Below are 22,314 nucleotides of genomic sequence, written 5' to 3' on the forward strand. Positions count from 1 at the left end.
GCCTGCCGCCTGCCGCCTGCCCATGACAGCGGCGGCCTGCTCGCACCTCCCGGCCTCGAACAGCGCCCCGGTCCCCTCCCGCGCTCAGGCGCGGATCGCCGCGCGCTCGAACCACACGGTGAGCAGGGTCGGCACCAGCGCCACCCAGAACAGCACCTGCGGGACGATCCGTTCGGACCACGGCACGGTCACGATGACCACCGCGGTGAGGGTGCACCACGCCGACTGCCCGACGATCAGCTTCGCCCAGCCGACCCGCCGGACCAGCGACCACAGGCTCAGCCGGACTCCGGCGCGCATGCTTCGGTAGCGGCGCCAGGCACCGAAGCCCCAGACGGCGGCCATCACGGCGAGTGCGTAGAGCCGGGTGCCGAGCGGCGCCGGCAGCGCCACGGGGTCGTTGCCGGACGGGAAGATCTGTCCGGCAAGGGCCGCGATCACCAGGCAGAGCAGCGCGAGCCAGCGGGTGCCGCGCAGCATCCGGAACACGGCCCCGTCCAGGCCCTTGCGCAGCCCGTCGGCCTGGGGATCGGCGGCGAGCGCTGTGGCGTAGGCCTCGGCGGCGGCCGGCAGCTTGGCTCCCGCGCCGGTCAGCGGCGGTGAGGCGGCCTCCCACGCGGCGCGGTCGGCCCGCTCCTTGAGCGCCCAGGCGTTCTGCGGGTCGATGCGCAGGGTCTCGAGCACTGCCTGCCGCACCACGTCGGAGCGGCCGTTCATCAGCGCGGCCTTCCACAGCGCGCGGTGCGCACCGATCGCGTCCGGGCCGAGCCGCACGGCAGCCGCCGCCGCGTCGAACGCCTCGGGCCAGCGCGGCTGCCACGCGCCCAGTGCCTCCGAGAGGGCTGCGAAAGCCCTCCACCTCTGCGGGCCAAGACGGACGGCCTCGTGGGCGGCGGCCAGCGCTTCGTCCCGCCGACCGGTGCGGCGCAGGGCGTACGTGCGCAAGTACTGGGCGTCGAAATACTCCGGCGCGAGGGCCAGCGCTTCGCCGGTGGCGGTGAGCACCTCCTCGTACTCCCGGTCCACCAGGTGGCAGTCGGCGAGGGACACCCAGGCGGCCGCGTCGGTCGGGTCCTCGGCGAGCCGCCGGGCGAGCAGCGCGCGAGCGTCGTCGATCCGGTCGATGTCTATCAGGGCCCCCGCTTGCTCGACGAGCGGGTGGAGTGCGGTCACAGCTTCCGTGCCTTCTTCAGGTAGGCGAGCAATTCGTCGTAGGTGCCGCCTTCGTTGGCGAACATCGCCACGTTGCGGGCGGCCGCGAACCACGGCTCGGTGGACGGCCGGATCGCTTTCGCGGCGCCCAGCAGGTCCTTCGTGTTGATCATGCGTACGGTGCCGGTACGGGCGGAGTCGAGGAGCGCCGACTCGGCCGCGCTCTCGCAGACGTGCGCGAGGTCGGCGCCGGAGAAGCCGTCGGTGGCCTTGACGAGCCTGCCCACGTCGACCGATTCGATCGGGCGGTCCCGCAGGTGGTAGCGGAGGATCGCGTCGCGGGCCGGACCGTCGGGCGGCAGCACGAGCAGGGTGCGGTCGAGTCGGCCGGGGCGGCGCAGCGCGATGTCCACGTCCCAGGGGACGTTGGTCGCGGCGAGCACGAACACCCCGTCGTTGACGTCGCCGACGCCGTCCAGTTCGGTCAGGAGCTGGTTGACGGTGTTGCGCATGCCGTTGTGCTGGGTGCGGCTGCGCTTGGCGCCGAGCGCGTCCAGCTCGTCGAGGAAGACCACGCACGGCGCCTGTCTGCGGGCGGTCTCGAATACCTCGTGCATGTTGCGCTCGGAGTTGCCGACCCACATGTCGAGCACGTCGCTGATCGACACGGAGATGAAGTTCGCTCCGAGTTCGCCGGCGATGGCCCTGGCGATGAACGTCTTGCCGCAACCGGGCGGCCCGTACAGGAGCAGGCCGCCGCGCAGGCTCTTGCCGTAGAGCCTGCTCAGTTCCGGATTGCGCATGGGGGTGAGGAAGGCGGCCTCCAGGCGGTCCTTGACCTCCTGCATCCCGCCCACGTCCGCGAGGCGCACCGAGCCGGGCGCGTCGGGCGCATCCACGTCGTACGCGCTCGCGTCCCCGGCGTCCCCACTGCCGTCGGCGGCCAGTGGTGCCTCCTTCGCGTCGGGTCGCGCGATGAACCGGGGCGGGACGACGTCCCCGACCTCCTGTTCGGCGGCCGCCCAGTCGAATCTGCCGCCCTGTTGGACCGGAGCGGCCGGCTGCTCGACGGGCGCCGCCGGAGCCGGCTCGCCCATGGCCCGCGCCATCAGGGCCCGGGCCTGGGCGTTCCCGGGTGCGTGGCTGAGTGCGAAGGCCGCCTCCACGACCGCCGCGTCGCCGTGCCCGGCGTCGAGCAACAGCTCGGCGAGGTGCAGTCGCAGGGGTACGTCGCGGGGCGCCGCGGCGACGGCCGCGCGCAGGCTGCCGATCAGTGGGGACTCGGCGGCCTCGGGGCCGCTGGAGGTGTCGGGGATTTCGTCGGGCATGTCACCACCCTACGAACGCGCCGCGCGTCCGGGTCAACCAGGTCCCCCCGGCCGGACTTGGGCGGCGACGCCGATGGCTCCCGTACCTGCCCTATTGCGGCTTAGGGCCCTTCATCAGCTTGCTGAGCTGTTCCAGGGGGCCTTCCGTCATACCTCGGACGTAGTCCCAGCCGTTGTGGTCGCCGCCCTGGATCTCGTGGATCGTGACCTTGACCGGGCCCTTGCCGAACTGCTGCTGGAACTTCTCCATCCGGTCGCGGCCGCCTTCCTTGGTGCCGTACTGGAAGAGGACGTTCACCTCGGGGCCCTTGGCGTTGATCAGCTTCGGGGCGAGCTTCTCGGGGTTGTTCGCGTCCATCTCCGCCTGGTGGCCCTTCCAGAGCGGGGAGTCCGGGACGATCTCGCCACCGTTGGCGATGACGGCCCGGAAGCGGTCCGGCCGCTGGAGGAGCTGCTTGAGGCCGACGAAGGCACCGGAGGAGTTGCCCATGAAGGCCCAGCCGTCGCGGGACTTGTAGGTACGGAAGTTGGCCCGGGCGAGGTCGGGTACGTCCTCGCCTATCCAGGTGCCCATCTTGGCCTGGCCGGGGATGTCGGAGCCGTCGTAGTAGTACTTGGCGTCCGGGTTGAGGATCGGCATGACCAGGATGAACGGGAGGCTCTTGCCGGCTGCGGAGCCCTCGGCGACGGCCTTCTGGAGGCCCAGCTTCGGCATGGTCGCCCAGTAGTTGTCGGCGTTCCCGTTGCCTCCGGGCAGCGCGATCATGACGGGGAAGGCGCTCTTCGCGTACTCCGGGCGGTCGTACTCCTTGGGCGTCCACACCCAGACGCTGCCCTCGAAGCCGGACTTGGCGCCCTTCACCCGGGCCTTGGATATGCGGGTGCCGTCGTCCAGCTTGACCGTCTGCTTGAAGTCGGCGAACGGACCGGTGGGGAGGGACACATCCGGGTCGGCGCTCGGCGCGGCGGCCGCCTGCTTCCCGCCGCCGCTCTCCTTGGCGTTCTCCTTGCCCGCGCCGGCTGTGGGTTTCCCGTAGCTGACGGACTCCCCGTTCCCGTCGAACCAGTCCGTCTTCCAGTGGATCAACCCGGCGCCGGCGCCGGCAAGCAGGGCCACCGCCACGGCGGAGCCGATCCACACCTTCTTGCGGGATCGCCTGGGCTGCTGCGGCTGTGGGTACTCGTGCACGAACTTGCTCCGAACAGGGCGGCTGCCCTCGGGCGGGCAGAACGGGTGGGTCGTCTCTTTGGATGTGTTTCTCGACCCCTAAGGTTGCAAAAATATGCAATAAATGTCGTTTAGGTTTCAAATGAGCGCGTCCGCGCTGCTGTCCACGGTCGCCGCCGCCGCGGCTGCGACGTACCCGAGAGGAATCACCGCCCATGTGGCCCTCGATAGTCGCCGTTCTCGGCACTCTCGCCGGCGCCTTGACCGCCGGACTGCTCCAGCAGCGCGCCGCACGCACCGCCCGCGCCGAGCAGCGCGCCGACGCCCACCGCCAGGACCAGCTCGGCGCTGTCACCGACTTCGCGGCCGCCCTGGACGCCCATCGCTCGGCGATGTTCCACCGGGAACGCCTCACCCTGACCGACGCCGGCACCGAGCACCAGCTGGAGGCCCAGACCAAGTCGCACGACACCCGTGCCGCGATCACCGCGCCCCACGTCCGGCTCCAGGTCTTGGTCCCCGAGCTGGTCGGCCCGGCCCAGAGGGCGGCCGATGCCACGTACGCCCTGCGCAACGCCACCGGTCGCACCGAACTCGACGCGCTGCGGCGTGCGGCCAAGGAAGCGTCCACGGCGTTCGTCGCTGCGGCCGCCACCCTGCTGAACCCCAACCACCGCTGACCACCACCACGAAGGACCCGTGCCTGTGGAGGCCGGCCCACGATCCGTACGGTGAATGCCGGACCTAGGGGCGGTGGAAGCGCACTTCGGGGAAGCGTGCCGTCGGGCCGTCCAGCAGCGGGGTGCTGCGTCCGCGCAGGTGGGTTTCGACGAACGCCGTCACGTAGGTCCTGGTGACGGTGTCGACGCGGTCACCGTCCAGTCGCTGGAGCGGCATGCCGACCTGCTTGGCCAGGGGCGCCAGGTCGGTGAAGGACAGGTGATCCGTGTCGTCGACGGTCAGCCAGCGCTTCCATCCGGTCAGTTCGGTCCAGGTCTCGTCCCAGCTCGTCTCGGTGTTGCCGGGTACGCGGCCGGGATTGCCCAGCATCAGGAACGGCCGGTCCAGGGGGATGCCGTTCGGGAAGTGGAATTTGCCGTCCATGTTGACCGCCGCCTTGACGCGCGGGTCGCGCAGCATCGCCGGGATCGTGCTGAAACCGCCGGCCGAGTGCCCGACGACGGCGACGCGGTCGGGGGCGATGGGTACGCCGTGCTTCCAGGCCGACCGGGCGCCGGTGAGCTCGTCCAGGACGAAGGAGATGTCCTCGGCGCGAACGGCACCGACCCTGGGGTAGTTTCTGTCCACGCACGCCAGGCAGGAGGTGGTGCGGCCGTCGGGGAACGAGATGCCGTCCGCCTCGTAGTTGTGCCCGATGCCGGCGACGGCGTAGCCACGGGACGCGAACTCCTCCGCGAGTCCGGTGAGGGTGGCGCGCGGCATGCCGAAGCCCGGTGACAGGACGACGAGGGGCAGCCTGCCGCGGACCTTTGCCGGCTTGGCGTCCACCGTCGAGTGGGTTCTCACCTTGGCGAACAGGTCGGTCGGCACGTTCAGTCCGGTAGCCGCCGCGTACTGCTGGGACTCCTCGGCCGTCATGTAGGGCGCGGGCGTGGCCGAGGGCCTGACGGCCGGGTACCAGAGGGAGACTATCAGCTCCCGCTTCTCCGAGGGGACCCACGGGTCGGCCCGGTTCTCGTCCTTCAGATGGACGGTGGCCTTGCCGACAGGATGCTGCCCGGACGGTGCGGGCAGCACGAGTGCGGTCGCGGGCGGTTGTACGGGGCGGGTGTCGGCGTGGGCGGTCGTGGTGGCGAGGGTGCCCGCCAGGGCCGTGGCAATGGCGGCACCGACCAGGAACAAGCGTCGTCGCATCGGATCGACTCCATCGATGTCTTTCGTGGCATCCGACCCGTGCGGGCCGATGTCTCGAACGCTATGCCGAGCGCGAGCGGCTGCCATCGGCCCGGGGATGTACACCCGTGGCGGCGTACATCCCCGGGTTGGCATCCCCCGGGGCGATGCAAGCAGGGCCCCCTGGGGCGTCGTTCCGATCACCGGATCGCTGGTCCGGTGGTGAGGCCCGGCGAGGAAGACGGGCGTGCCGGCAAGTCGGGATGGGCATGCGGTCCAAGACCAGGGTGGTGGGGCCGGTCACGAGGCGGCTCCGTTCTGCGCGGCGGCGCGGGCGGCGTGCTGCGGGGACCAGGGCAGGGGCAAACCGTCGTCGACCTGGCGGGGCACCACGTGGGCGTGAAGGTGGAGGACGCTCTGCGTTGCCGCTTCGCCCTTCGACGTGATCAGGTTCGCGGCCGGGAGCTCGGCCATAAGCTCGGCGGCCCGGCGCATCACGGCGGCGGTCACGTCCGGGTCCGTGCCGGCGTCCTGGACGTGGACGCGCGGCAGAACGAAGACGTGCCCGTCGTTCACGCCGCCGGAGCGTGGGCGGATCGCGAGGGCGTCGGGCCACTCTCGGACGATGACGGCCGGGGCCTCCCCGGCAACGATGGCGCAGAAAACGCAGGTGTTCATGTCCAACTCCTTGGTCCGGTCAACGGTCACTGGTGAGGTGGCGGAGCGCCACGCCCAGCCGGAAGGGTCGGTCGCGGCGCTCCGGGGGGTGGTGTCTCAGGGGTTGGGGGACAGATGGCTGGGCTGTTGATGATGTCGTCGGCGTGGTGAAGGGCAGGTGTTGCGGCAGCTTGTTCTGGGCCACCAGCGGGCGGTGCGGGTGTTGTCCCCGGCGGTGATCGGGGCGGTGCCCTCGGGGACGATGACTACGTAGGCGAAGGCGACGTACCTGCCGCGCGGGTCGCGGGCGGGCTGGTCCCAGACGCCGATTTGGTGCAGCTCGCCGACGGCCACGTGGAGGCCTGCTCTCTTCGGCCAGTTCGCGGGCAGCGGCCACATGGGGCGTTTCCCCGGCTCCGAGGTGGCCTCCCTGAAGGCTCAGGTGCCCTCGGAGGCGGCCAGCCGCGTTCGATCAGCAGGACGCCGCCGTCGGGGCCACGTCTGCGGTGTAGCGGATGGTCTCGGTCATCGCCGCCTCTCGTTCGGGGCTGACGGCCTGGAAAACAGGGTGCGGTCGGCTGAGCTGGAATGACAGGTAAGCGATGGGACAGAGAGTCTTGAGTTTTCCGCCCTGCTGCAACTGATCGACGAGCGGTCGGCCGCGTTCCGGAGTGCGGTTGCCGCCGCGCCCGGCCTTGAGGCGCCGGTGCCGTCCTGCCCCGAGTGGACGTTGTTCGATCTGGTGCAGCACCTGGGTACGGGCCAGCGCTGGTGGGCCGCAATCGTCGCCGCGGGCCCGGCCGAGGCTCCGTCGGCCAAGGATGCGGCGGAGGCGCCGCGCGAGCTCGAGGCGCTGCTGCTGGCCTGGTACGCCGAGTCGAACGAGCTGCTGCCGAGTGCGCTGCGCGAGGCCGGCCAGGAGCGCGAGTGCTGGACGTGGTGGGCCGCAGGCGTATCGCCGACGAATGCCTGGGGCGTTGCCCGGCGCCGGGTGCACGAGGTGCTGGTGCACACCTACGACGCCCAGCTCGCCGCAGGCGCCGTGCAGCCGATGCCGGCGGACGTCGCGATCGACGGCGTGGCCGAGTTTCTCGACACCTGCAACTCCACTCCGGCGGCCTGGCCGGAGGCCGCCACCATCCACCACCACGCCACCGAGGGCCGCTCAGCCAGTCCATACCGCCGGCGGACCGCTGACTTGAGTCTGCTGATGCAGCGTTCGACCGTGTTGCGCTGTTTGTAGGCTTCGCGGTCGAAGGCCGGTGGTCTTCGGCTGTGGCTGCCGCCGCGTTTGCAGTGGGCAGCCTGGTCGGCGGGCTGCGGAAGCACTGCCCGGATTCCGGGGCGGCGGAGATGGGTCCGGATCGCGCGGGACGAGTAGGCCTTGTGGGCCAGGATCAGGTTCGGCGTTGTTCTGGGCCGGTGGGCCGAACCGGCCGGGGCACCTGTAAGTGGGCCATGACTGCGGGGAACGCGGGTGCGTCGCCTGCCTGGCCCGGGGCGATGACGAACGCGACCAGGCGGAAGCGGCTGTCCGCGGCGCGATGGAGCTTGGCGGTCAGCCCGCAGCGTCACCAGCCGAAGGCGCCGCCCTCGATGAGGATGAGCAGGCCGATGGTGATCAAGACCAAGGGCAGCAGGACGTGGCCCCAGCGGGCGAGCGCCTTGGCGATGACCGGGCGGGTGGCGAAGAACCGGCCCGCGAAGCACCACACGGCCACCAGCACGAGGAACACCGCGGCGTACACGGTCATCCCGCCGACGCCGGCGGTGGCGAAGACCGGGACGTAGACGCCGATGTTGTCGCCGCCGTTGGCGAAGGTGACCGCCGCGACCTCCAGCGGGCCCGGCCCGCCCTCCCTGGCCGGTTCCGCCTCCTCGTCCCCGCTGCCGTCGCGGTGGTCCTTCCATGCCTGCCAGGCGGACTTGAGGCCCAGGGCGAGCGGCAGCAGACCGAGGTAGGGGATGGCGGACTCGGGCAGGAAGGTGGCTCCGAAGGCGGCGGCCACCGCCACGGCGAGGATCGCGGCGAAGCCCAGGTACTGGCCCAGCACGATGCGGCGGGTAGAGCCGGGGTGGCCGGCGCCCTGGGCGAAGAACAGCGCCAGGATCAGGATGTCGTCGATGTTGGTCACGGCGAACAGGCCGGCCGCCTGCCCGATGATGCCCGGGTTCACGAGTGGGTGCTCTCCTCGGATGGGGATGTCCCAGTGACGCTACCGGGACCCCGTACCAGGCCCCGCGCAGGGGCGAGGTGCAGTGCTGTTCCTTCCCGTGACCTAGAACATCACGTCGTCGGGGCGCCTCCCGGAGCGCTGAACAACTGCCGTCGAACGAAACTCCTGAACCAAGCCAACGCCATCGAGACGAACGGCTGACCTCGACCGGGGTCGCGCCCGTGAACGCAACCCCGAGCTTCGGTCGCGTCGTTCCGTCGCCGAGGGATGGCGGAGACCCGGACCCGGCCCCGGGTGGCTGTTCGGTCGGTGGGTGTTCGTCTTCGCACGGGTGTTGTCCCCACCGAAGGGATCCGTTGGTGCGGTCGCCGCCGCAGGGCGCCGCCGCGGCCGGTCGCGCGGGGACGCACGGACCGTGAGACCGGTCGGGGGCAGTCCGTCCCGCAGACCGAGGACCCGTTCGAGCGGCTTCCGTTGCGGCCGGGGAAGCGCCCTCGAAGCCCTCTTTTCGTCCTCTTGACGATATAGGCGTACCTCGTTATCGTCGTACTGACGAAATGAAGGGGGTTCGCCATGGCCGACATCACCCGGCGCTTCGGCTGGCGTCATCTGCGCTCCGCGCCCACTGCCCACATCCGCCACCACAAGCGCGGCCGACTCGTCCACGACGGGCGGGGGCTCAGTTTCTGGTACCGGTCGCTGTCGGCGGCGCTTTCCGAAGTGCCGGTCGACGACCGGGAGCTGGCCATGGCGTTCCACGCCCGTACGTCCGACTTCCAGGACGTCGCCGTGCAGGCCACCGTCACCTACCGGATCAGCGACCCGGCCGAGGCCGCGGACCGACTCGACTTCTCCGTAGACCCGGACACCGGGAGCTGGCGCGGTGCCCCCTTGGAGCAGATCGCCACTCTCCTCACCGAGACTGCACAGCAGCACACGCTGGACGTACTGGCCCGGACTCCGCTGGCTGCCGCCCTGGTGGACGGCGTCGCCTCGGTGCGGGGGAGCGTCGCCGCCGGTCTGGCCGCCGAGCCCAGGCTCCCGGCCACCGGCATCGATGTGGTGGCCGTGCGGGTCGTGGCGATCCGCCCCGAGGCCGAGGTGGAGCGCGCCCTGCGCACCCCGGCACGCGAGCAGATCCAGCAGGAAGCGGACCGGGCCACCTACGAACGGCGGGCCGTCGCCGTCGAGCGTGAGCGTGCCATCGCCGAGAACGAGCTGGCCAGTCAGATCGAACTCGCGCGACGCGAGGAGCAACTGATCGACCAGCGCGGCACCAACGCCCGCCGCGAGGCCGAGGAGAAGGCGGCGGCGGACGGCATACGGACCGAGACCGAGGCGGCCCGCAAGGTCCGGCTGGCGCACGCGGACGCCGAGGCGGCACGCGAGATGGGCGCGGCCCGCGCCGAGGCACAGGCCGCCTGGCTGCGGGTGCACGGCGAGGTCGACCCGGGCACGCTGCACGCCCTGGCGGCGACCCGGCTGGCGGAGAACCTGCCGCGGATCGAGAGCATCACGCTCTCTCCCGACGTCCTCACCGGGCTCCTCACCAGGCTCGGACGTCCGGAAGGCGGCGCGGGCGCGTGAGCCTGGCCCCACGGGCGGTGATCGTGCACCGCAGGACCGAGTACGAGGAGCTGCTCGCCCGGCACGGGACGCACGGGCAGGCCGCATTCTTCCTCTCCAGCCGGGGCCGGTCGATCGACGAGGTGGTCCGCCGCCACGAGCGCACGCGGCAGGCGCTGCGGGAGGTGGCGGCGGCGGTGCCGCTCACTTGGCGCAGCTCCCGGGTGGAGCGGGCGGACCTGGACCGTTTCCTGTTCGCCCCGGAGGACGTGGTGGTCGTGGTCGGCCAGGACGGCCTGGTCGCCAACACCGCGAAGTATCTGCGCGGACAGCCGGTGGTGGGCATCGACACCGACCCGGGGCGCAACCCGGGGGTCCTGGTCCGGCACCGCTACGCCGACACGGCCGCCCTCCTGCGTGCCGCGACCGCCGCCGGGGGTCGGGCAGAGGAGCTGACCATGGTCGAGGCCGTCGCCGACGACACCCAGCGCCTTCTCGCACTGAACGAGATCTACCTGGGCTCGCCCGGTCACCAGACGGCCCGCTACCGCCTGGCCTCCGATGGCGAGAAGGGCCCGGGCGAGGCTCAGGCATCCTCCGGGGTGCTGGTGGGAACCGGCACGGGCGCCACCGGCTGGCTGCGTTCCCTGTGGCTGGAGCGCGGCAGCCCCGTGGGGCTGCCTGCACCTTGCGACCGGCGACTCCTGTGGTTCGTGCGCGAGGCCTGGCCCTCTCCCACGACCGGAACGACGAAGGTCGCCGGTGAGCTGGAGCGGGGGCAGGGGCTGCAGCTGACCGTGGAGTCGGACCGCATCGTGGTCTTCGGCGACGGAATCGAGAGCGACGCCCTGGAGCTGACCTGGGGCCAGAGCGTACGGCTGGGCATTGCGGGAACGTCGCTGCACCTGGTGACGTGAGCGCCCTGCCCGACCGACCGCAGCCGCCACCGCCACTGCAGACCCATAGGAGGATGAAGCGCTACGGTTCCTGCGCCAACTGTGCCCGATATACGCGAGGGTGCCGCTACGGGTCGGAGCGGACCGCGACCAAGTGTCCGCCGGCAGCGCGCCCGCGCTTCGACGGCTTCAGCGATCAGGACCTTGCTGCGGGCGAACCAGCCGCCGTTCTCGTCGTCGTCCTTCCACGCTCGGCGGTCGGCCCCGCGTCAGGCCAATGAGTACACGACATGAACGGAGCTCCGGACCGTCTCCTTTCCTGGGGAGAGTGCTCCGCCGGCTTCCGGGGTGGTAAAGGGGATGGAGGACGTCCGGCCGTGTCGCTCTTGCGGATCAGCTTGAGCAGCCCGAGATCTTCGACGCTCTGTGGGGGTGACGAGGTCGTGGTACGAAGGCGACGGCGTCAAGCCGCTGGCCGTGAAGTATCCCAGCGGCCTGTCGGACCTGTTGTTCATTCTGTTTCCCGGGTGGCGAGCACCGACTCGCACGGCGGCACCGGTGGCACCTGGTGGAAAGCCTGGCGAGCGAGACTCCCGAAGGTGAGGGCGCGACGCTCGACCCCGACAGCCGTAAGAAGGAGTGGTGACGGGGGAGACGGCTGGTCGAGCCGACGGCGTCGAACGCGGCCCCTATCCTCCGGGACATGACGATTCAGCGCATGGACAACGTCGGCATCGTCGTCGACGACCTCGACGCCGCCGTCGCCTTCTTCACCGAGCTCGGCATGGAGCTTGAAGGCAGAATGCCGATCGAAGGAAGCTGGGCGGGAAAGGTCGTTGGCCTGGACGCCATGCGATCCGAGATCGCGATGATGCGGATCCCGGACGCCTCGGGCCGGCTCGAACTGGCGAAATACCACACCCCGAAGGCGATCACCCCCAAGCCGGAGATCACCCCGGCGAACACGCTGGGCCTGCACCGCGTCATGTTCACCGTCGACGACATCGAGGACACCCTCGCCCGCCTCCGGCCGCACGGCGCCGAACTCGTTGGCGAAGTGACGCGCTACGAGGACAGCTACCTGCTCTGCTATCTCCGCGGGCCGAGCGGAATCATCCTCGCGCTTGCCGAGCAGCTGAGCTGAGAAATGGCCGCCCGAAGGCTGCTGTCCTGCGCGGTGCGTGCGTGTGCGGGTGGTGCGGGGCGGCCGCCTGCCCCCTCGCCTGGACCGCGCTCGACGACCAGCGGCATGGCCAGCACGCCGGCCCAGACGACCGGAGCGACCTGGCTCTCAAACTGGGACCGCCCCCAGGCATAGAGACGCTGGGCGTCCGTCAGATCAGCCATGACTGCTCCTTCGTCGGGGGTAACGCCGCTCCGGGCTTCCAAGGAGAGCAGACGTCCGTCGAGGCGGCAGGAGAGGCTGCGGCGTTGCTCCGTCAGACCGCCGCGGCCGTGGTCGCGCCCTGCGGCGGCCGTACGACGGCTTCGCAGAGTCGAGTGTCGAGCCGCGAGCTTGGTCTCCCAGATTCCCCGCCTGATTCACCGCCACGTATGCGGCCGTCACCACCCCGATGCTGAGCTTGGTCCCGTACCGCAGCGTGTGCCGGCAGCGGGGTATCTCCGTGAGGAAGCAGTGCACGCAGACCTCGCTTCAGGCAGGGGCGGCGCCGTACCGAAACCCGCCCGGGGTCAACCCTCGTAGCGGGCAGCCAGGGTCCGTACGGTCGCGGAGATGCGGTCGCGCAGTTCGGCCGGTGCCACGACCTCGATGTCGGAGCCCAGGCGCAGGAACTCCCCGTGGGCGTGGTCGATCGACTCGATGGGCACCCGGGCCTCCGTCCAGCCGTCACCCGTGGGTGTCACGCCGAGATGGCGGGCGCCCTCCGGAGTAAGTCGCACCAGGGCCTCCCCGGTGTGCAGCCGGGCCCGGAAGTCGGCCAGGTGGCTGTTCCAGTGCTCGGCCAGGTCGAACCCGTCCGGAATGACGAACCGCTTCTCCAGCGGCCGGAGTCCGAGGATCTGGTCGACCCGGTAGGTGCGGATCCCGGACGGCCCGCCCGCGACCGAGTACCAGCGGCCGGCCTTGAGTACGAGCCCGTACGGCTCCACCCGCCGCTCGATCTCCTCCGGCGCCCGCCAGCGCCGGTACCTCAGTACCACCGCCCGCCGCTCCCACACCGCGGCGGCGATCGAGGCCAGGTGAGGCGTACGGTCCGCATCGCGGTACCAGCCGGGGGCGTCGAGCAGGAAGCATTCCTGGATCCGTCCGGCGTGCTCGCGCAGCTCGGTCGGAAGGGCGGCCCGCAGCTTGAGCTGGGCGGTGGCGAGCGCCTCGCCGAGGCCGAGCTCGGCGGCGGCGCCGGGGAGCGCGGCGAGGAACGCGGCCTGCGCCTCGTCCGCGGTCAGTCCGGTGAGCCGGGTCCGGTAGCCGTCGACCAGCCGGTAGCCGCCCGCGTGTCCGGCCGCGCCGTACAGCGGGATACCGGCGGCGCCGAGCGCCTCGACGTCCCGGTAGACCGTACGGACGGAGACCTCCAGTTCCTCGGCCAGCTGCTGGGCCGTCATCCGGCCCCGGTTCTGAAGCAGTAGAAGCAGGGTGACCAGCCGACTCGCGCGCATGCCGGTCAGTATCCACTGACAGTGGATGTCAGTGGAGTGCTCATAGCCTGCGGCGCATGGACGACTTCGACTTCCTGCACGGCTCCTGGGACGTGGCCAACCGCCGTCTCACCACACCGCTCGGCTCGGGCCCCGCCACCTGGGTGGAGTTCCCCGGCCACGCGGTGGTCCGGCCGCTGTTCGCGGGCGCCGGCAACATCGACGAGATCACTTTCCCCACGCTCGGACGCCAAGGCGTGACCCTGCGGCTGTTCGACCGAGAGACGGGGCGCTGGTCGATCCACTGGTCCGACAGCCGGACGGGTCGCCTGGATCCGCCGGTGGTCGGCGGCTTCACCGGCGACCGCGGGGACTTCCACGGCGAGGACACCTACGACGGCCGCCCGATCGGGGTGCACTTCACCTGGTACCGCCTCGGCCCGGACACCGCCCGCTGGGAGCAGGAGTTCTCCTCCGACGACGGCCGTACCTGGGAGCTCAACTGGACCATGGACCTCACCCGCACCGGGCGGGCCGGCGCATGAGCATCGTCGAACTCCGGCAGTACACGCTGCACCCCGGAGCCCGGGAGACGCTGATCGAGCTGTTCGAGCGCGAATTCGTGACCGGCCAGCAGTCGGTCGGCATCACCGTCGGAGGCCGGTTCCGCGACCTGGACGACCCGGACCGCTTCGTCTGGCTGCGCGCGTTCCCCGACATGACGAGCCGCCGACGCTCGCTGGAGGCCTTCTACACCGGCCCGGTCTGGCGCGAGCACCGCGACGCGGCCAACGCCACCATGATCGACAGTGACGACGTCCTGCTGCTGCGCGGCCCGGGCTTCACATCAGAGCCGGGCACCGGTGAGGTGGTCGCGACCGTCTGCCGTCCGTCCGACGCTGCCGCCTTCGACTCGTACGCCGCCCGGCACCTGGGCCCGGGCCATGCGCTGCACCGCACCGAGCATGCCGACAACGACTACCCCCTCCTGCCCGTCCGCACCGGGGAAGACGTCCGGGTCTGGTTCGGCCCGTCGGAGTCACCACCCTGGCCCACCCGGCGGCTGCGGCTCGGACCCGTGACGGCTTAGCTCGCGCTTCCACGAACGGGTCCGTCAGAAGCGTGATCAAAAAAGGTGAAATCCTCGCCGCCGCCCGCACCACACCCGCCCACCCCTGATCGCTGCCGAGTTCAGGAGCCTTCGGTCGGCCCGGCCCGATCCCATCCAGGCGCCCGCACGTCGATCGTGAGACCTCCCGACCTGACGTCCTCACCGCAGGTCCGGCACGTCGACTTCAGATCGAGGTCGTGCTCGGCGTCGTGCTCGGATCCGGGCCCGCCGCGATGGCGGAAGGCGACCGGCGGAGTGTCCACCGCCCAGCGATCGCCCCAGGTCAGCAGCGCGTGCATCACCGGTGCGAGATCGCGGCCGGCCTCCGTGAGGTGGTATTCGAAGCGCAAGGGGCGCTCGCTGTACGCGCGGCGCTCGACCACGCCCGCCTCTTCCAGTGCGCGCAGTCGGGCGGCGAGGCGGTCGCGGGGGGCGCCGGTGTTGCGGACGATCTGGTCGAAGCGCTGGTTGCCGTAGAAGATCTCGCGGATCGCCAGGAGGGCCCAGCGTTCGCCGACGAGTTGCAGCGCGGCGGCCGCGGAGCACGGCCGACCGGGGACTTCGGGGTGCGGAACCGAGTTCTCGCCCTGCTTCCTGTTTGAGGTCACGTCCCCATCCTCTCCCGAGTCCGTTGTGTTTTCAAACTCACACCGCTAGCCTCCGGTCCATGACAGTTGGAATTTCAAACCCACGAAGGGCGTCCCGAGCCGTGTTCGCGACGGTCGCGGCCGCGGTCTTCATGTCGAACCTCGACCTCTTCATCGTCAACGCGGCCCTCCCGGCGATCGGCCGCTCGTTCGGCGGCAGCGGCCTCGGCTCCCTCTCCTGGGTCCTCAACGGCTACGCGATCGTCTTCGCAGCGCTCCTCGTAGTCGCCGGCCGTGTCGCCGACCGCTCCGGCCACAAGCCGGTCTTCCTGACCGGATTGGCGGTGTTCACCCTCGCCTCGGTCGGCTGCGCACTCGCTCCGAACCTGGGGACGCTGGTCGCGGCACGGCTCGTGCAGGCAGCCGGCGCCGCGCTGCTGATGCCGACGTCGCTGGCGCTGCTGCTCGACACGACGGCTCCCGAGAAGCGCGCCGGGGCGGTACGGGCCTGGGCGTCGATCGGCGGGATCGCCGCCGGACTCGGGCCGGTGGCCGGCGGGCTGCTGGTCGAGGCCGGATGGCGCTGGGTGTTCCTCGTCAACGTGCCGGTGGGGATCGCGGCGTTCGCGCTCGGTGCAAAGGTGCTGCCGTCGCCCGGACGCACTGGGGCGGAGAAGAGTCCGCTGCCCGACCTGTTCGGCGCCGCCCTTCTCACCGGATCGATCGCAACGCTCGCGCTCGGCCTGATCAAGGCTCCTGACTGGGGTTGGACGAGCGCCGCCACCCTCGGTGGCCTGGCTGCCGCCGTGCTGCTCGGCGTCTGGTTCGTCCTGCGCTCGGCCCGCCACCCCGTGCCGATCGTCGAGCTGCCGCTGCTCCGGGTTCCGGCGTTCGCATCCGCCGCGGCCGCCCTGACGCTGTTCACCGTCGCGTTCGCCGGAATGCTGCTCGGCGCGGTGCTGTGGTGCCAGGGCGTGTGGGGCTACTCGGCTCTGCTCACCGGTCTCGCGATCGCGCCGGGTCCCTTGCTGGTGCCGCCGGTCGCGCTGCGGATCGGGCCCGCCGTCGCCAGATTCGGTGCAGGCCGCATCGCGCTGGCGGGATCTGTCCTGTTCGCGGCGGGCATCCTGTGGTGGGCCGCGGCCCTCGACACCGACTCGTCCTACGCGGCCTCGCTCCTGCCCGGCATGATGCTGACCGGCCTCGGCGTCGGCATGACGCTCCCGGTCCTGACCGGGGCGTCGGCGGCCGCCCTGCCGCCGGCCCGCTTCGCCACCGGCTCGGCCATCACCTCGATGGGCCGCCAGATCGGCGCGGTCCTCGGCGTCGCGATCCTGGTCGGCATCCTTGGCGCCCCGGCCCCCGAACATGCTGTCGCCGCGTTCCAGCACGCCTGGTACGCGGTTGCCGTGGCGTCCCTGCTCGCCGCCTGCGCGACGGTTCCGCTCGTCCGCAAGCCGCGGCCGGCCGCCGCCGAGTCGGCCGACGTCGAGGCGGCCGACGTCGCAGAGGCCGCGGAGGTCGGCGCCGCCTGAGAAGCGATTCCCGTCCGTCGACGGACGTACGGGACTCGCACTGGACTGTAGAGCTGCTAAGGCGTCATCTCATTTTGTTGTACGCGTTCACGGTTCTCGGCCGAACCGGCCCCCGAGCCGTGGTCAGTTCGGCTTGGCCGCACGCTCTGTCTGCAGGGTGCGCAGGAGGTCGAAGGCGGGGCCGTCCACCGGGCGCCGGGTGTTGCCGAGGGCGATCACGGCGAGTCGCTTCTCCGGGTCGAACCCCACGAAGGAGGCGAAGCCCCCTGTTCCTCCGTTGTGCCAGATCTGGAGGTGGCCGCCCTGCCGTGGGTGGAGGCGGTGGGCCATCCAGCCGAGGTGCACCCAGGCGAAGGAGTTCCTGCGGTGCTCGAACGCACGGCTCAGGCGGATCGCCTCGGCGAGGCCTGGCGGACCGCCGTCCAGCTGGGCCCGTACGAAGGCCACCAGGTCGGTCGCGGTCGACCGCAGGCCTCCCGCTCCTGCCAGGTCGGCGAGGTGCCACGGCGCGGCGGGCCGCCCCCGGCGCACGTGACCCTGCGCGGAGCGTTCCGAGCGGGTGCCGTCCACCGTCACGACGGTGTCGGTCATGCCCAACGGGGCGCAGATCTCACGGGTGATGAGGGTCTCGTAGTCCGTGCCCGACCGGCGGGCGAGGGCCAGCCCCAGCAGTCCGGCTCCGAGGTTGGAGTAGCGGAACCGTTTCCCCGGAGTGGCCCCCAGACGGGTCCCGGCCAGCCCGGACAGCAGGGCGTCGGCCGTGCAGCCGGCGTACGGATCCGGCTTCGACGGGCGCAGCAGAGCCTGGAGCAGCATGCCTCGAGGCAGTCGCGGCAGGCCGGACGTGTGGCTGGCCAGCTGCTGCAGGGAGATCGGCTGTCCGTCCCGTGACGGAACGGCCGTACCGGGAGGCAGCAGATCGGCGAGCGGCTCGTCCAGGCCCACCGTGCCGGTTGATGCCAGGCGCGTCAGGGCCAGGGCGGTGAACGACTTGGTCACCGAGCCGATCTCGAACAGGGTGTCGGGGCCGGGGGCACGCCCATGGTGTGCGCCGGTGGTGCCGGCACCCCGTATTGCCACGACGTCATCCGCCACCGCGGCCACCACCACGCCGACGTGCTGCTCAGCCAGCCGGTCCGCGGTCTGCTGGGCGAGCGTTGCGAGTTCTTGTGCCATGACGGACATCATGGCGGCGTCCCGCCTTGCGACCAGTGCGCCCTGATGATGATTTCCGGCCGTCGGCACTGCGACCTGAGCAGTACGGCGAGGTGATGACGGCAAGCCCTCGCGGGCGCGGCGGTCGAGGGGCGGCGCCCGGGCGCCCTTGCCGGCCGCGGCGCGCTGGGCTGACGGTCGTGGTCGGGCACGAGCACGCCGCCCCGGCACCCCCGGCCCGTACGGAGCCCGCAGCCTCGCGATGGGCCCGGCGCGCAGAAGCGGATGGGGAGGGGGAGAGGGAGGGGGAGCCGAATCGTCGCGGGGTCGCACGTGGCGCTCAGCGCCCTCGGGTGCGGCGTGAGCGCGCTGAAGGAGGCCGGTTCCGTGGCGTGCGGAGCCGGCTTCCCCGAGGTCCGGTGTGGGTTCACCGTTCCCAAGACCCTGCCGGACGACAAGTAACTGCTGGCCTAGGCCCTTTCGGACACGGAAGGCAGGGAAGTCCTTAAGGGCAGCAGCGGCTCGAACGTCCGCAACCCGAAGCCCGCCGCAGGCCAGTACACCTCCGACTCTCCGACGGGGACGAGCACCCTGGTCATCTCCGCGATGTACGGCCGGTTCAAGGACATCGTGGGCGTGTCCCTGGCGGTCCCCGCGAGGGAGCCGCTGTGCGCCTGGGCGAACGGGAACACCGGCGCCTCGGCCGGTGCGATCACTCCGGGATCGCACAGCTGGAGCGCTGACCACCGTGACGGGCGTTGATCTCGCGTCGGCAGCGGCGTTAAACCGCCGCAGGGTTATGCCCCAAAGGTGACTTTCTGCAGCCTGTGCTGGTCGGATAGCAATGACACGGCGCCTGGCAAGGCCTGTCGATGGTCGGCGGGGATCCCAGCGTGCCGAGGAAGGAACGTCTCGTGATCCGCACCCGTTTCGCCGCCGCTCTGTCCACCATTGCCGTTACCGCCCTCGCGATCAGCGCGAGCCCCGCGTCGGCGGCACCCGGCGACACCCTCACCATCTGCTCCAGCACGCTCACCCCGGACGGCTGGGTGGACGCCCAGTGGTGGAACAGCGGCGGGTGCGGCTCCGGCTTCACGCCCAACACCAAGCAGATCAAGGACCTCAGAGGCTACCCGGTCGGCACCCAGGTCAACGCCTGCGCATCCACGTGGCCGCCCGCCGGCTGGACCATCACCAACACCTACTACTCGAGCGGCTGCCGCTACTCCGCCGTCCCCAGCTTCAACCCCAACACCTGGACGCTGAAGCGCACTTCCTGACCTCGCGCGGGCGCCGGCAGTCGACCTCTACCGCCGACTACGGCGCTCAGCGCCGCTGCCCGCCCGCCTGCCCGCCTGCCCGGTGTCCTGTCCGTCTCGGCGGGGTTGCGTTGCTCGAGTGGCATGCGCTGCGGGGGCCGGACCAGGCTGCGGTGCGCATCGGGGCGCGCCGGCGTCGGCGCAAGTCCTCGCCGAGGCTGCGCTGACTAAAGTCGCCGCCGGAGTGGCGAAAGAACATCCTGGGGGAGTGACCGTGCATACGGAAGCCCCCCTCGGCTCGATGGTTCGGTGCGGCGGGGCTTCGTTGTGCGTGGGGCCAAGTGGGAGTTGGCCCCACGCGGCGCTGCCCTACGCGTTGGGGGGCCCAGTGACCGCAAGTGCCCGCGTGTGAGGCCCACCAGCCCACCGGCCGCCGCGCCCCGGCACCGCACCGCCTGCGACCAGGGAAAGCAGCGCCGGCCCGAGCCCGCGCCCGGCCCCGGTCGCTCCTCACCGTCTGCCCGTCCGGAGGGCGTGCCCGCGCCCACCGGCCGTCGGCGGCATCCACTGCGCGGGCTGCCCGGGCACGCAGCGACATCTTCGGCTGGGCCGGTACGGGCGCCCTGCGGTGCCGTTCCGCCGGTGAACCCTCCGGCCGGGTGAACCCGCACGCAGCCGGAGCGGCCGGCCCTGAACAAGCTCTTGGTGATACGCCACAGGCTCGAGCTCACCCTCGCCCACGTCGACGAGAAGATCAGCATTGTTGGGACCGCCGTCAGACGCCACTGGACCCTCTGGGGGATCGAGTGCGGCATGGGCGTCTCCCGCTCCACCAGTGGAGACCAGCCGCGGTGCCGGTACGCCTTGACCGGCCGTCGTCAGGCCGGGCGCGGAGGCCGGCGCTGGCCGGACTCGGCGCAGCGGACGCAGGTGGTCGCCGCCGGACGGATCTCCAGGCGCTCGTGCGGAATCGTCCCGCCGCAGCCTTCGCACTGCCCGTACTCACCCCGTTCGAGCCGTTCCAGCGCCTGGTCCAGTTCTTCCAGGTGCTCGCGAGCCTGCGCCATCAAGGAGGCCACGTGGGCCCGTTCGAAGGCGGTGCTGGCCCCCTCGGGGTCGTGTTCGTCGTCCACCGCGACCAGGGCGTTCGCCGCGACGATCCCGTCGTAGTCGCGGCCCAGTGCGGCCGCCCGCGCGAGGGTGTCGGCGCGGTCGGCCGCGAGGCGGGCGCGGGTGGTCGCGAGCGTGGATGGGCCGTGCTCGTCCTGGCCGTGCTGGGATGCATCGCTCATGCGTGCGGCAACACCCGGCCGGGGTTTCCCATTCCCTGGTCATCGGGTCCGGACACGGCCGGGCCGGTGCCGCCGTTGCGGTAGCGGCCCGTGCACGTCGCGAGTCCGTGCGTGACGGTGTCCTTCACCTTCACCTTCACCTTCACCTTCTCCTTGGCCGCGTGGCCACACGGCGACCGTGCCCGTGACCCGCTCCTTCGGCTGCTTGTCGAGTAAATCCAGAAGCCAGAAAGGGAGATGGGGGTTCACGTCGGCTGAGGCGTAGTCAGGCGGGTGGCAGTACAAGGGTGGAATCGGTGGGGCGGTCGGTGCCGCCAGTACCTCCACGATGGGCGCGAGCCGGTGGGCCGCGGTGCCGCACGCGGCGCGCTGGTCACCGAGCGGGCGTGCAAGCCCGCAGCCGGTCGGCGCGTCCCTGTACGACCGGTGGGCGGGCATCGCCCCCGAGCTCGCCGGGCATGTTGATGCCGTCGGCTTCGACCCGGACTGTGGGCGCCTCACCGTGTGCCCGGAGTGGTCGGCATGGGCGACGTAGGCACGCCTGGAGCAGGCGCCAGACCTCTCGGCCACGCCCACATCGGCGTCACCGCCACCGTGTACGCCCACGTCGGGCTCCAGCTCCAGCAGGGCGCCACCACCTCCTCGGCCGCACACTCCACAACCTCACCGAGACCGCCGCCGGTCCAGACACCAGCGCGGACCCACCGCCTCGCGCAGCGCCTTGCGCACCGGCGATCCGCTGACGTTGCCGTCAACTACTGCCGTCAGCCGTCAGACACCCAAGTGGCCCCGCCGGAAAGAGATCCCGGGGCCGCTGCGGCACGGTGGGGCGGCTGTGCCGATCGGCAGTCCCTCAATCCGTCCTTCATTCCGTGCACAGCGGAAACCGAGGTCGCGTCGGAGACTCTTCCTCCGATGCGGTCATGACCAAGCCGGAGCTCACAGCGTCGATCCCAATGTGCTGGAGATAAGCCCAACGGTCGAGCTTCTCGCAGGCCCATGCGGGGTCGTACGCCGCCGTGGGCAGCTGCGGTATGCGCTTGCGGCCGGTTTCGTCGAGGCGGTAGGGAACGTCGAAGGCCGTGTTCCAGCCGTCCACGTTCGCGGCAAAACGCTCGCCCGCTTCCGCTGGACCGATTCCCAGGTACTGGGCGATCTCCGCCCAGGAACCACCCCGCTCGCGTTCGTAGATCACGGCCGAGATCAGAGCGCGCTCCGCGAGCTCGATGAGCTGGAATGCCTGGCTGACCCGGCCTCCGGGACCGGTGTCAGGGTCGTTCTCGGTGGCGACCAGGCCAGCGGCGGCGTCCGCAACGTCCACAGCGTGATCGCAGAGGACCAGGCGTGCCAGCGCATGGCGGGTGAATCCGGCACGGTCGGCGTCGTACGGGGTCGTCTCAGTCACCGCCACAGCCTGCCAGGCTGCCTCTGCGGCGCGTACCCGATTTTCGCCAGGGACCGGTCTCCGCCTGACCGGTTGGCCGTACGAGGTGCGTTGGGCGAAGTCGAGACCGCGGTCGCGCAGGCCTACCCGCACCTGACGAAAGAGGCGAAGGCCGACTACGACGGGGGCCGGGTCCTGGGCGAGACCGGAGTGGACCTCGAACGGGTGCTTGCGGTGATCGCGAGTACGGACCTAGGCCAGGACACGGTGCCGCCGCGCGAGCTGCTCAAGGACACGATGGCCGGCGGCACCTCCGACCTGCTGGACCGGCTGCTCAGCGAGCCGGGAAACCGCAGTGCCCCGCTGTTGGCGGCGCTCGGCGTGGAGCCGGCCGGTCTTCGGCGCCCCGCTGGTTCTGACCGGCCCGGCCCCGGATGCCCGACGGGCACATCAGCGGACCGCAACTGACGTGCGCCCGGAATCCAAGGCGGCGCCGAAGGAGTACGGCCAGCCTGGGATGCCTGGGATGCCTGGGATGCCTGGGAGGCGTGGCAGAACAACCGCTCTGCGCTGGTCGGTGGTTGGTGCATCC

24 protein-coding genes and 2 pseudogenes are annotated in these 22,314 nt (G+C 71.2%); 10 read left to right on the top strand and 16 right to left on the bottom strand.

Annotation, left to right across the window (positions count from 1 at the left end; all coding sequences use genetic code 11):
* Positions 1-84 precede the first annotated feature (84 nt).
* The 3 genes from OG472_RS40265 to OG472_RS40275 form a co-directional block, all read right to left on the bottom strand.
* Entirely contained in the window at positions 85-1,173 is a 1,089-nt protein-coding gene (locus OG472_RS40265; protein ID WP_405942887.1) for a tetratricopeptide repeat protein, read from the bottom strand.
* The gene (locus OG472_RS40270; RefSeq protein ID WP_401610812.1) at positions 1,170-2,480 is read right to left on the bottom strand and encodes an AAA family ATPase; all 1,311 of its coding nucleotides are present in this window, start codon (positions 2,478-2,480) and stop codon (positions 1,170-1,172) included. Before OG472_RS40270 ends, OG472_RS40265 begins: the two co-directional genes overlap by 4 nt.
* A gap of 91 nt (positions 2,481-2,571) precedes the next feature.
* Positions 2,572-3,669, bottom strand: coding sequence for an alpha/beta hydrolase (locus OG472_RS40275; protein WP_405942888.1), 1,098 nt, complete (start codon positions 3,667-3,669; stop codon positions 2,572-2,574).
* 194 nt (positions 3,670-3,863) lie between these two features.
* Here OG472_RS40275 and OG472_RS40280 point away from each other — a divergent pair, with 194 nt between their 5' ends.
* Positions 3,864-4,328 (top strand): hypothetical protein, encoded by a 465-nt coding sequence (locus OG472_RS40280; RefSeq protein ID WP_401610815.1) that lies wholly within the window; start codon positions 3,864-3,866, stop codon positions 4,326-4,328.
* A 64-nt stretch (positions 4,329-4,392) separates the two neighbouring features.
* On the opposite strand, the gene OG472_RS40285 is transcribed toward OG472_RS40280, so the two are convergent.
* From OG472_RS40285 to OG472_RS40300, 4 genes are all read right to left on the bottom strand, one after another.
* Positions 4,393-5,523, bottom strand: coding sequence for an alpha/beta hydrolase family protein (locus OG472_RS40285; protein WP_405834168.1), 1,131 nt, complete (start codon positions 5,521-5,523; stop codon positions 4,393-4,395).
* Positions 5,524-5,802: 279 nt separating this feature from the next.
* Positions 5,803-6,180 (bottom strand): HIT family protein, encoded by a 378-nt coding sequence (locus OG472_RS40290; RefSeq protein WP_405942889.1) that lies wholly within the window; start codon positions 6,178-6,180, stop codon positions 5,803-5,805.
* Positions 6,181-6,276: 96 nt separating this feature from the next.
* Positions 6,277-6,558, bottom strand: coding sequence for a hypothetical protein (locus tag OG472_RS40295; protein ID WP_401610820.1), 282 nt, complete (start codon positions 6,556-6,558; stop codon positions 6,277-6,279).
* 73 nt (positions 6,559-6,631) lie between these two features.
* Positions 6,632-6,910: a hypothetical protein gene (locus OG472_RS40300; RefSeq protein WP_405942890.1), complete on the bottom strand. Its 279-nt coding sequence runs from the start codon at positions 6,908-6,910 to the stop codon at positions 6,632-6,634.
* Here OG472_RS40300 and OG472_RS40305 point away from each other — a divergent pair.
* Positions 6,791-7,327: pseudogene (locus OG472_RS40305) on the top strand (maleylpyruvate isomerase family mycothiol-dependent enzyme); the annotation flags it as partial. The gene OG472_RS40300 and the pseudogene OG472_RS40305 overlap by 120 nt on opposite strands.
* A gap of 29 nt (positions 7,328-7,356) precedes the next feature.
* Here the strand turns inward: OG472_RS40305 and OG472_RS40310 are convergent.
* Together OG472_RS40310 and OG472_RS40315 are read right to left on the bottom strand one after the other, a co-directional pair.
* Positions 7,357-7,730: pseudogene (locus tag OG472_RS40310) on the bottom strand (transposase); the annotation flags it as partial.
* Positions 7,731-8,336, bottom strand: a complete 606-nt coding sequence (locus OG472_RS40315) for a cadmium resistance transporter (RefSeq protein WP_401610822.1) — start codon at positions 8,334-8,336, stop codon at positions 7,731-7,733. It lies immediately after the preceding pseudogene.
* 573 nt (positions 8,337-8,909) lie between these two features.
* On the opposite strand from OG472_RS40315, the gene OG472_RS40320 reads away from it, so the two are divergent.
* From OG472_RS40320 to OG472_RS40330, 3 genes are all read left to right on the top strand, one after another.
* The gene (locus tag OG472_RS40320) at positions 8,910-9,923 is read left to right on the top strand and encodes an SPFH domain-containing protein (RefSeq protein ID WP_405834173.1); all 1,014 of its coding nucleotides are present in this window, start codon (positions 8,910-8,912) and stop codon (positions 9,921-9,923) included.
* On the top strand, positions 9,920-10,819 hold the full coding sequence (locus OG472_RS40325; RefSeq protein ID WP_401610824.1) for a hypothetical protein: 900 nt from the start codon (positions 9,920-9,922) through the stop codon (positions 10,817-10,819). Before OG472_RS40320 ends, OG472_RS40325 begins: the two co-directional genes overlap by 4 nt.
* A gap of 682 nt (positions 10,820-11,501) precedes the next feature.
* Positions 11,502-11,942 (top strand): VOC family protein, encoded by a 441-nt coding sequence (locus OG472_RS40330; protein ID WP_401610826.1) that lies wholly within the window; start codon positions 11,502-11,504, stop codon positions 11,940-11,942.
* A 548-nt stretch (positions 11,943-12,490) separates the two neighbouring features.
* Here OG472_RS40330 and OG472_RS40335 read toward each other — a convergent pair.
* The gene (locus OG472_RS40335) at positions 12,491-13,420 is read right to left on the bottom strand and encodes a helix-turn-helix transcriptional regulator (RefSeq protein ID WP_405942891.1); all 930 of its coding nucleotides are present in this window, start codon (positions 13,418-13,420) and stop codon (positions 12,491-12,493) included.
* A gap of 56 nt (positions 13,421-13,476) precedes the next feature.
* Here OG472_RS40335 and OG472_RS40340 point away from each other — a divergent pair, with 56 nt between their 5' ends.
* Together OG472_RS40340 and OG472_RS40345 are read left to right on the top strand one after the other, a co-directional pair.
* Positions 13,477-13,944 carry a hypothetical protein gene (locus OG472_RS40340; RefSeq protein ID WP_405942892.1) on the top strand — a complete coding sequence of 156 codons (468 nt, stop codon included), beginning with the start codon at positions 13,477-13,479 and terminating at the stop codon, positions 13,942-13,944.
* On the top strand, positions 13,941-14,489 hold the full coding sequence (locus tag OG472_RS40345; RefSeq protein ID WP_405942893.1) for an NIPSNAP family protein: 549 nt from the start codon (positions 13,941-13,943) through the stop codon (positions 14,487-14,489). The genes OG472_RS40340 and OG472_RS40345 overlap by 4 nt, the downstream gene beginning before the upstream one ends.
* 101 nt (positions 14,490-14,590) lie before the next feature.
* Here the strand turns inward: OG472_RS40345 and OG472_RS40350 are convergent, their stop codons facing one another.
* Complete coding sequence (locus tag OG472_RS40350; protein ID WP_401610835.1) at positions 14,591-15,118, bottom strand: winged helix-turn-helix transcriptional regulator; 528 nt, start codon at positions 15,116-15,118, stop codon at positions 14,591-14,593.
* Positions 15,119-15,219: 101 nt separating this feature from the next.
* On the opposite strand from OG472_RS40350, the gene OG472_RS40355 reads away from it, so the two are divergent.
* Positions 15,220-16,632, top strand: coding sequence for an MFS transporter (locus tag OG472_RS40355; RefSeq protein ID WP_405942894.1), 1,413 nt, complete (start codon positions 15,220-15,222; stop codon positions 16,630-16,632).
* Between the two features lie 123 nt (positions 16,633-16,755).
* Here OG472_RS40355 and OG472_RS40360 read toward each other — a convergent pair whose 3' ends face one another.
* On the bottom strand, positions 16,756-17,808 hold the full coding sequence (locus tag OG472_RS40360) for a serine hydrolase domain-containing protein (protein WP_405942895.1): 1,053 nt from the start codon (positions 17,806-17,808) through the stop codon (positions 16,756-16,758).
* Positions 17,809-18,257: 449 nt separating this feature from the next.
* On the bottom strand, positions 18,258-18,503 hold the full coding sequence (locus OG472_RS40365; protein WP_405942896.1) for a hypothetical protein: 246 nt from the start codon (positions 18,501-18,503) through the stop codon (positions 18,258-18,260).
* A 198-nt stretch (positions 18,504-18,701) separates the two neighbouring features.
* On the opposite strand from OG472_RS40365, the gene OG472_RS40370 reads away from it, so the two are divergent.
* Positions 18,702-19,067, top strand: coding sequence for a hypothetical protein (locus OG472_RS40370; RefSeq protein WP_401610842.1), 366 nt, complete (start codon positions 18,702-18,704; stop codon positions 19,065-19,067).
* A gap of 857 nt (positions 19,068-19,924) precedes the next feature.
* Here OG472_RS40370 and OG472_RS40375 read toward each other — a convergent pair.
* The 3 genes from OG472_RS40375 to OG472_RS40385 all read right to left on the bottom strand — a co-directional run bounded on the left by OG472_RS40375 (position 19,925) and on the right by OG472_RS40385 (position 21,743).
* On the bottom strand, positions 19,925-20,338 hold the full coding sequence (locus OG472_RS40375) for a TraR/DksA family transcriptional regulator (protein WP_401610843.1): 414 nt from the start codon (positions 20,336-20,338) through the stop codon (positions 19,925-19,927).
* Complete coding sequence (locus OG472_RS40380) at positions 20,335-20,478, bottom strand: hypothetical protein (protein ID WP_405942897.1); 144 nt, start codon at positions 20,476-20,478, stop codon at positions 20,335-20,337. Before OG472_RS40380 ends, OG472_RS40375 begins: the two co-directional genes overlap by 4 nt.
* 725 nt (positions 20,479-21,203) lie before the next feature.
* Positions 21,204-21,743 carry a hypothetical protein gene (locus OG472_RS40385; RefSeq protein WP_405834191.1) on the bottom strand — a complete coding sequence of 180 codons (540 nt, stop codon included), beginning with the start codon at positions 21,741-21,743 and terminating at the stop codon, positions 21,204-21,206.
* 90 nt (positions 21,744-21,833) lie between these two features.
* On the opposite strand from OG472_RS40385, the gene OG472_RS40390 reads away from it, so the two are divergent.
* Positions 21,834-22,190, top strand: a complete 357-nt coding sequence (locus tag OG472_RS40390; RefSeq protein ID WP_405942898.1) for a hypothetical protein — start codon at positions 21,834-21,836, stop codon at positions 22,188-22,190.
* Positions 22,191-22,314: the final 124 nt, after the last annotated feature.

It is taken from the genome of Streptomyces sp. NBC_00207 (genome assembly GCF_045160965.1).
In the GTDB taxonomy this organism is placed as follows: domain Bacteria; phylum Actinomycetota; class Actinomycetes; order Streptomycetales; family Streptomycetaceae; genus Streptomyces.

Coding starts and splice junctions, on each gene's coding strand:
- OG472_RS40270 (WP_401610812.1), bottom strand. CDS start 2,480: ATGCCCGACGAAATCCCCGACACCTCCAGCGGCCCCGAGGCCGCCGAG.
- OG472_RS40280 (WP_401610815.1), top strand. CDS start 3,864: ATGTGGCCCTCGATAGTCGCCGTTCTCGGCACTCTCGCCGGCGCCTTG.
- OG472_RS40285 (WP_405834168.1), bottom strand. CDS start 5,523: ATGCGACGACGCTTGTTCCTGGTCGGTGCCGCCATTGCCACGGCCCTG.
- OG472_RS40290 (WP_405942889.1), bottom strand. CDS start 6,180: ATGAACACCTGCGTTTTCTGCGCCATCGTTGCCGGGGAGGCCCCGGCC.
- OG472_RS40295 (WP_401610820.1), bottom strand. CDS start 6,558: ATGTGGCCGCTGCCCGCGAACTGGCCGAAGAGAGCAGGCCTCCACGTG.
- OG472_RS40320 (WP_405834173.1), top strand. CDS start 8,910: ATGGCCGACATCACCCGGCGCTTCGGCTGGCGTCATCTGCGCTCCGCG.
- OG472_RS40330 (WP_401610826.1), top strand. CDS start 11,502: ATGACGATTCAGCGCATGGACAACGTCGGCATCGTCGTCGACGACCTC.
- OG472_RS40335 (WP_405942891.1), bottom strand. CDS start 13,420: ATGCGCGCGAGTCGGCTGGTCACCCTGCTTCTACTGCTTCAGAACCGG.
- OG472_RS40340 (WP_405942892.1), top strand. CDS start 13,477: ATGGACGACTTCGACTTCCTGCACGGCTCCTGGGACGTGGCCAACCGC.
- OG472_RS40345 (WP_405942893.1), top strand. CDS start 13,941: ATGAGCATCGTCGAACTCCGGCAGTACACGCTGCACCCCGGAGCCCGG.
- OG472_RS40360 (WP_405942895.1), bottom strand. CDS start 17,808: ATGGCACAAGAACTCGCAACGCTCGCCCAGCAGACCGCGGACCGGCTG.
- OG472_RS40375 (WP_401610843.1), bottom strand. CDS start 20,338: ATGAGCGATGCATCCCAGCACGGCCAGGACGAGCACGGCCCATCCACG.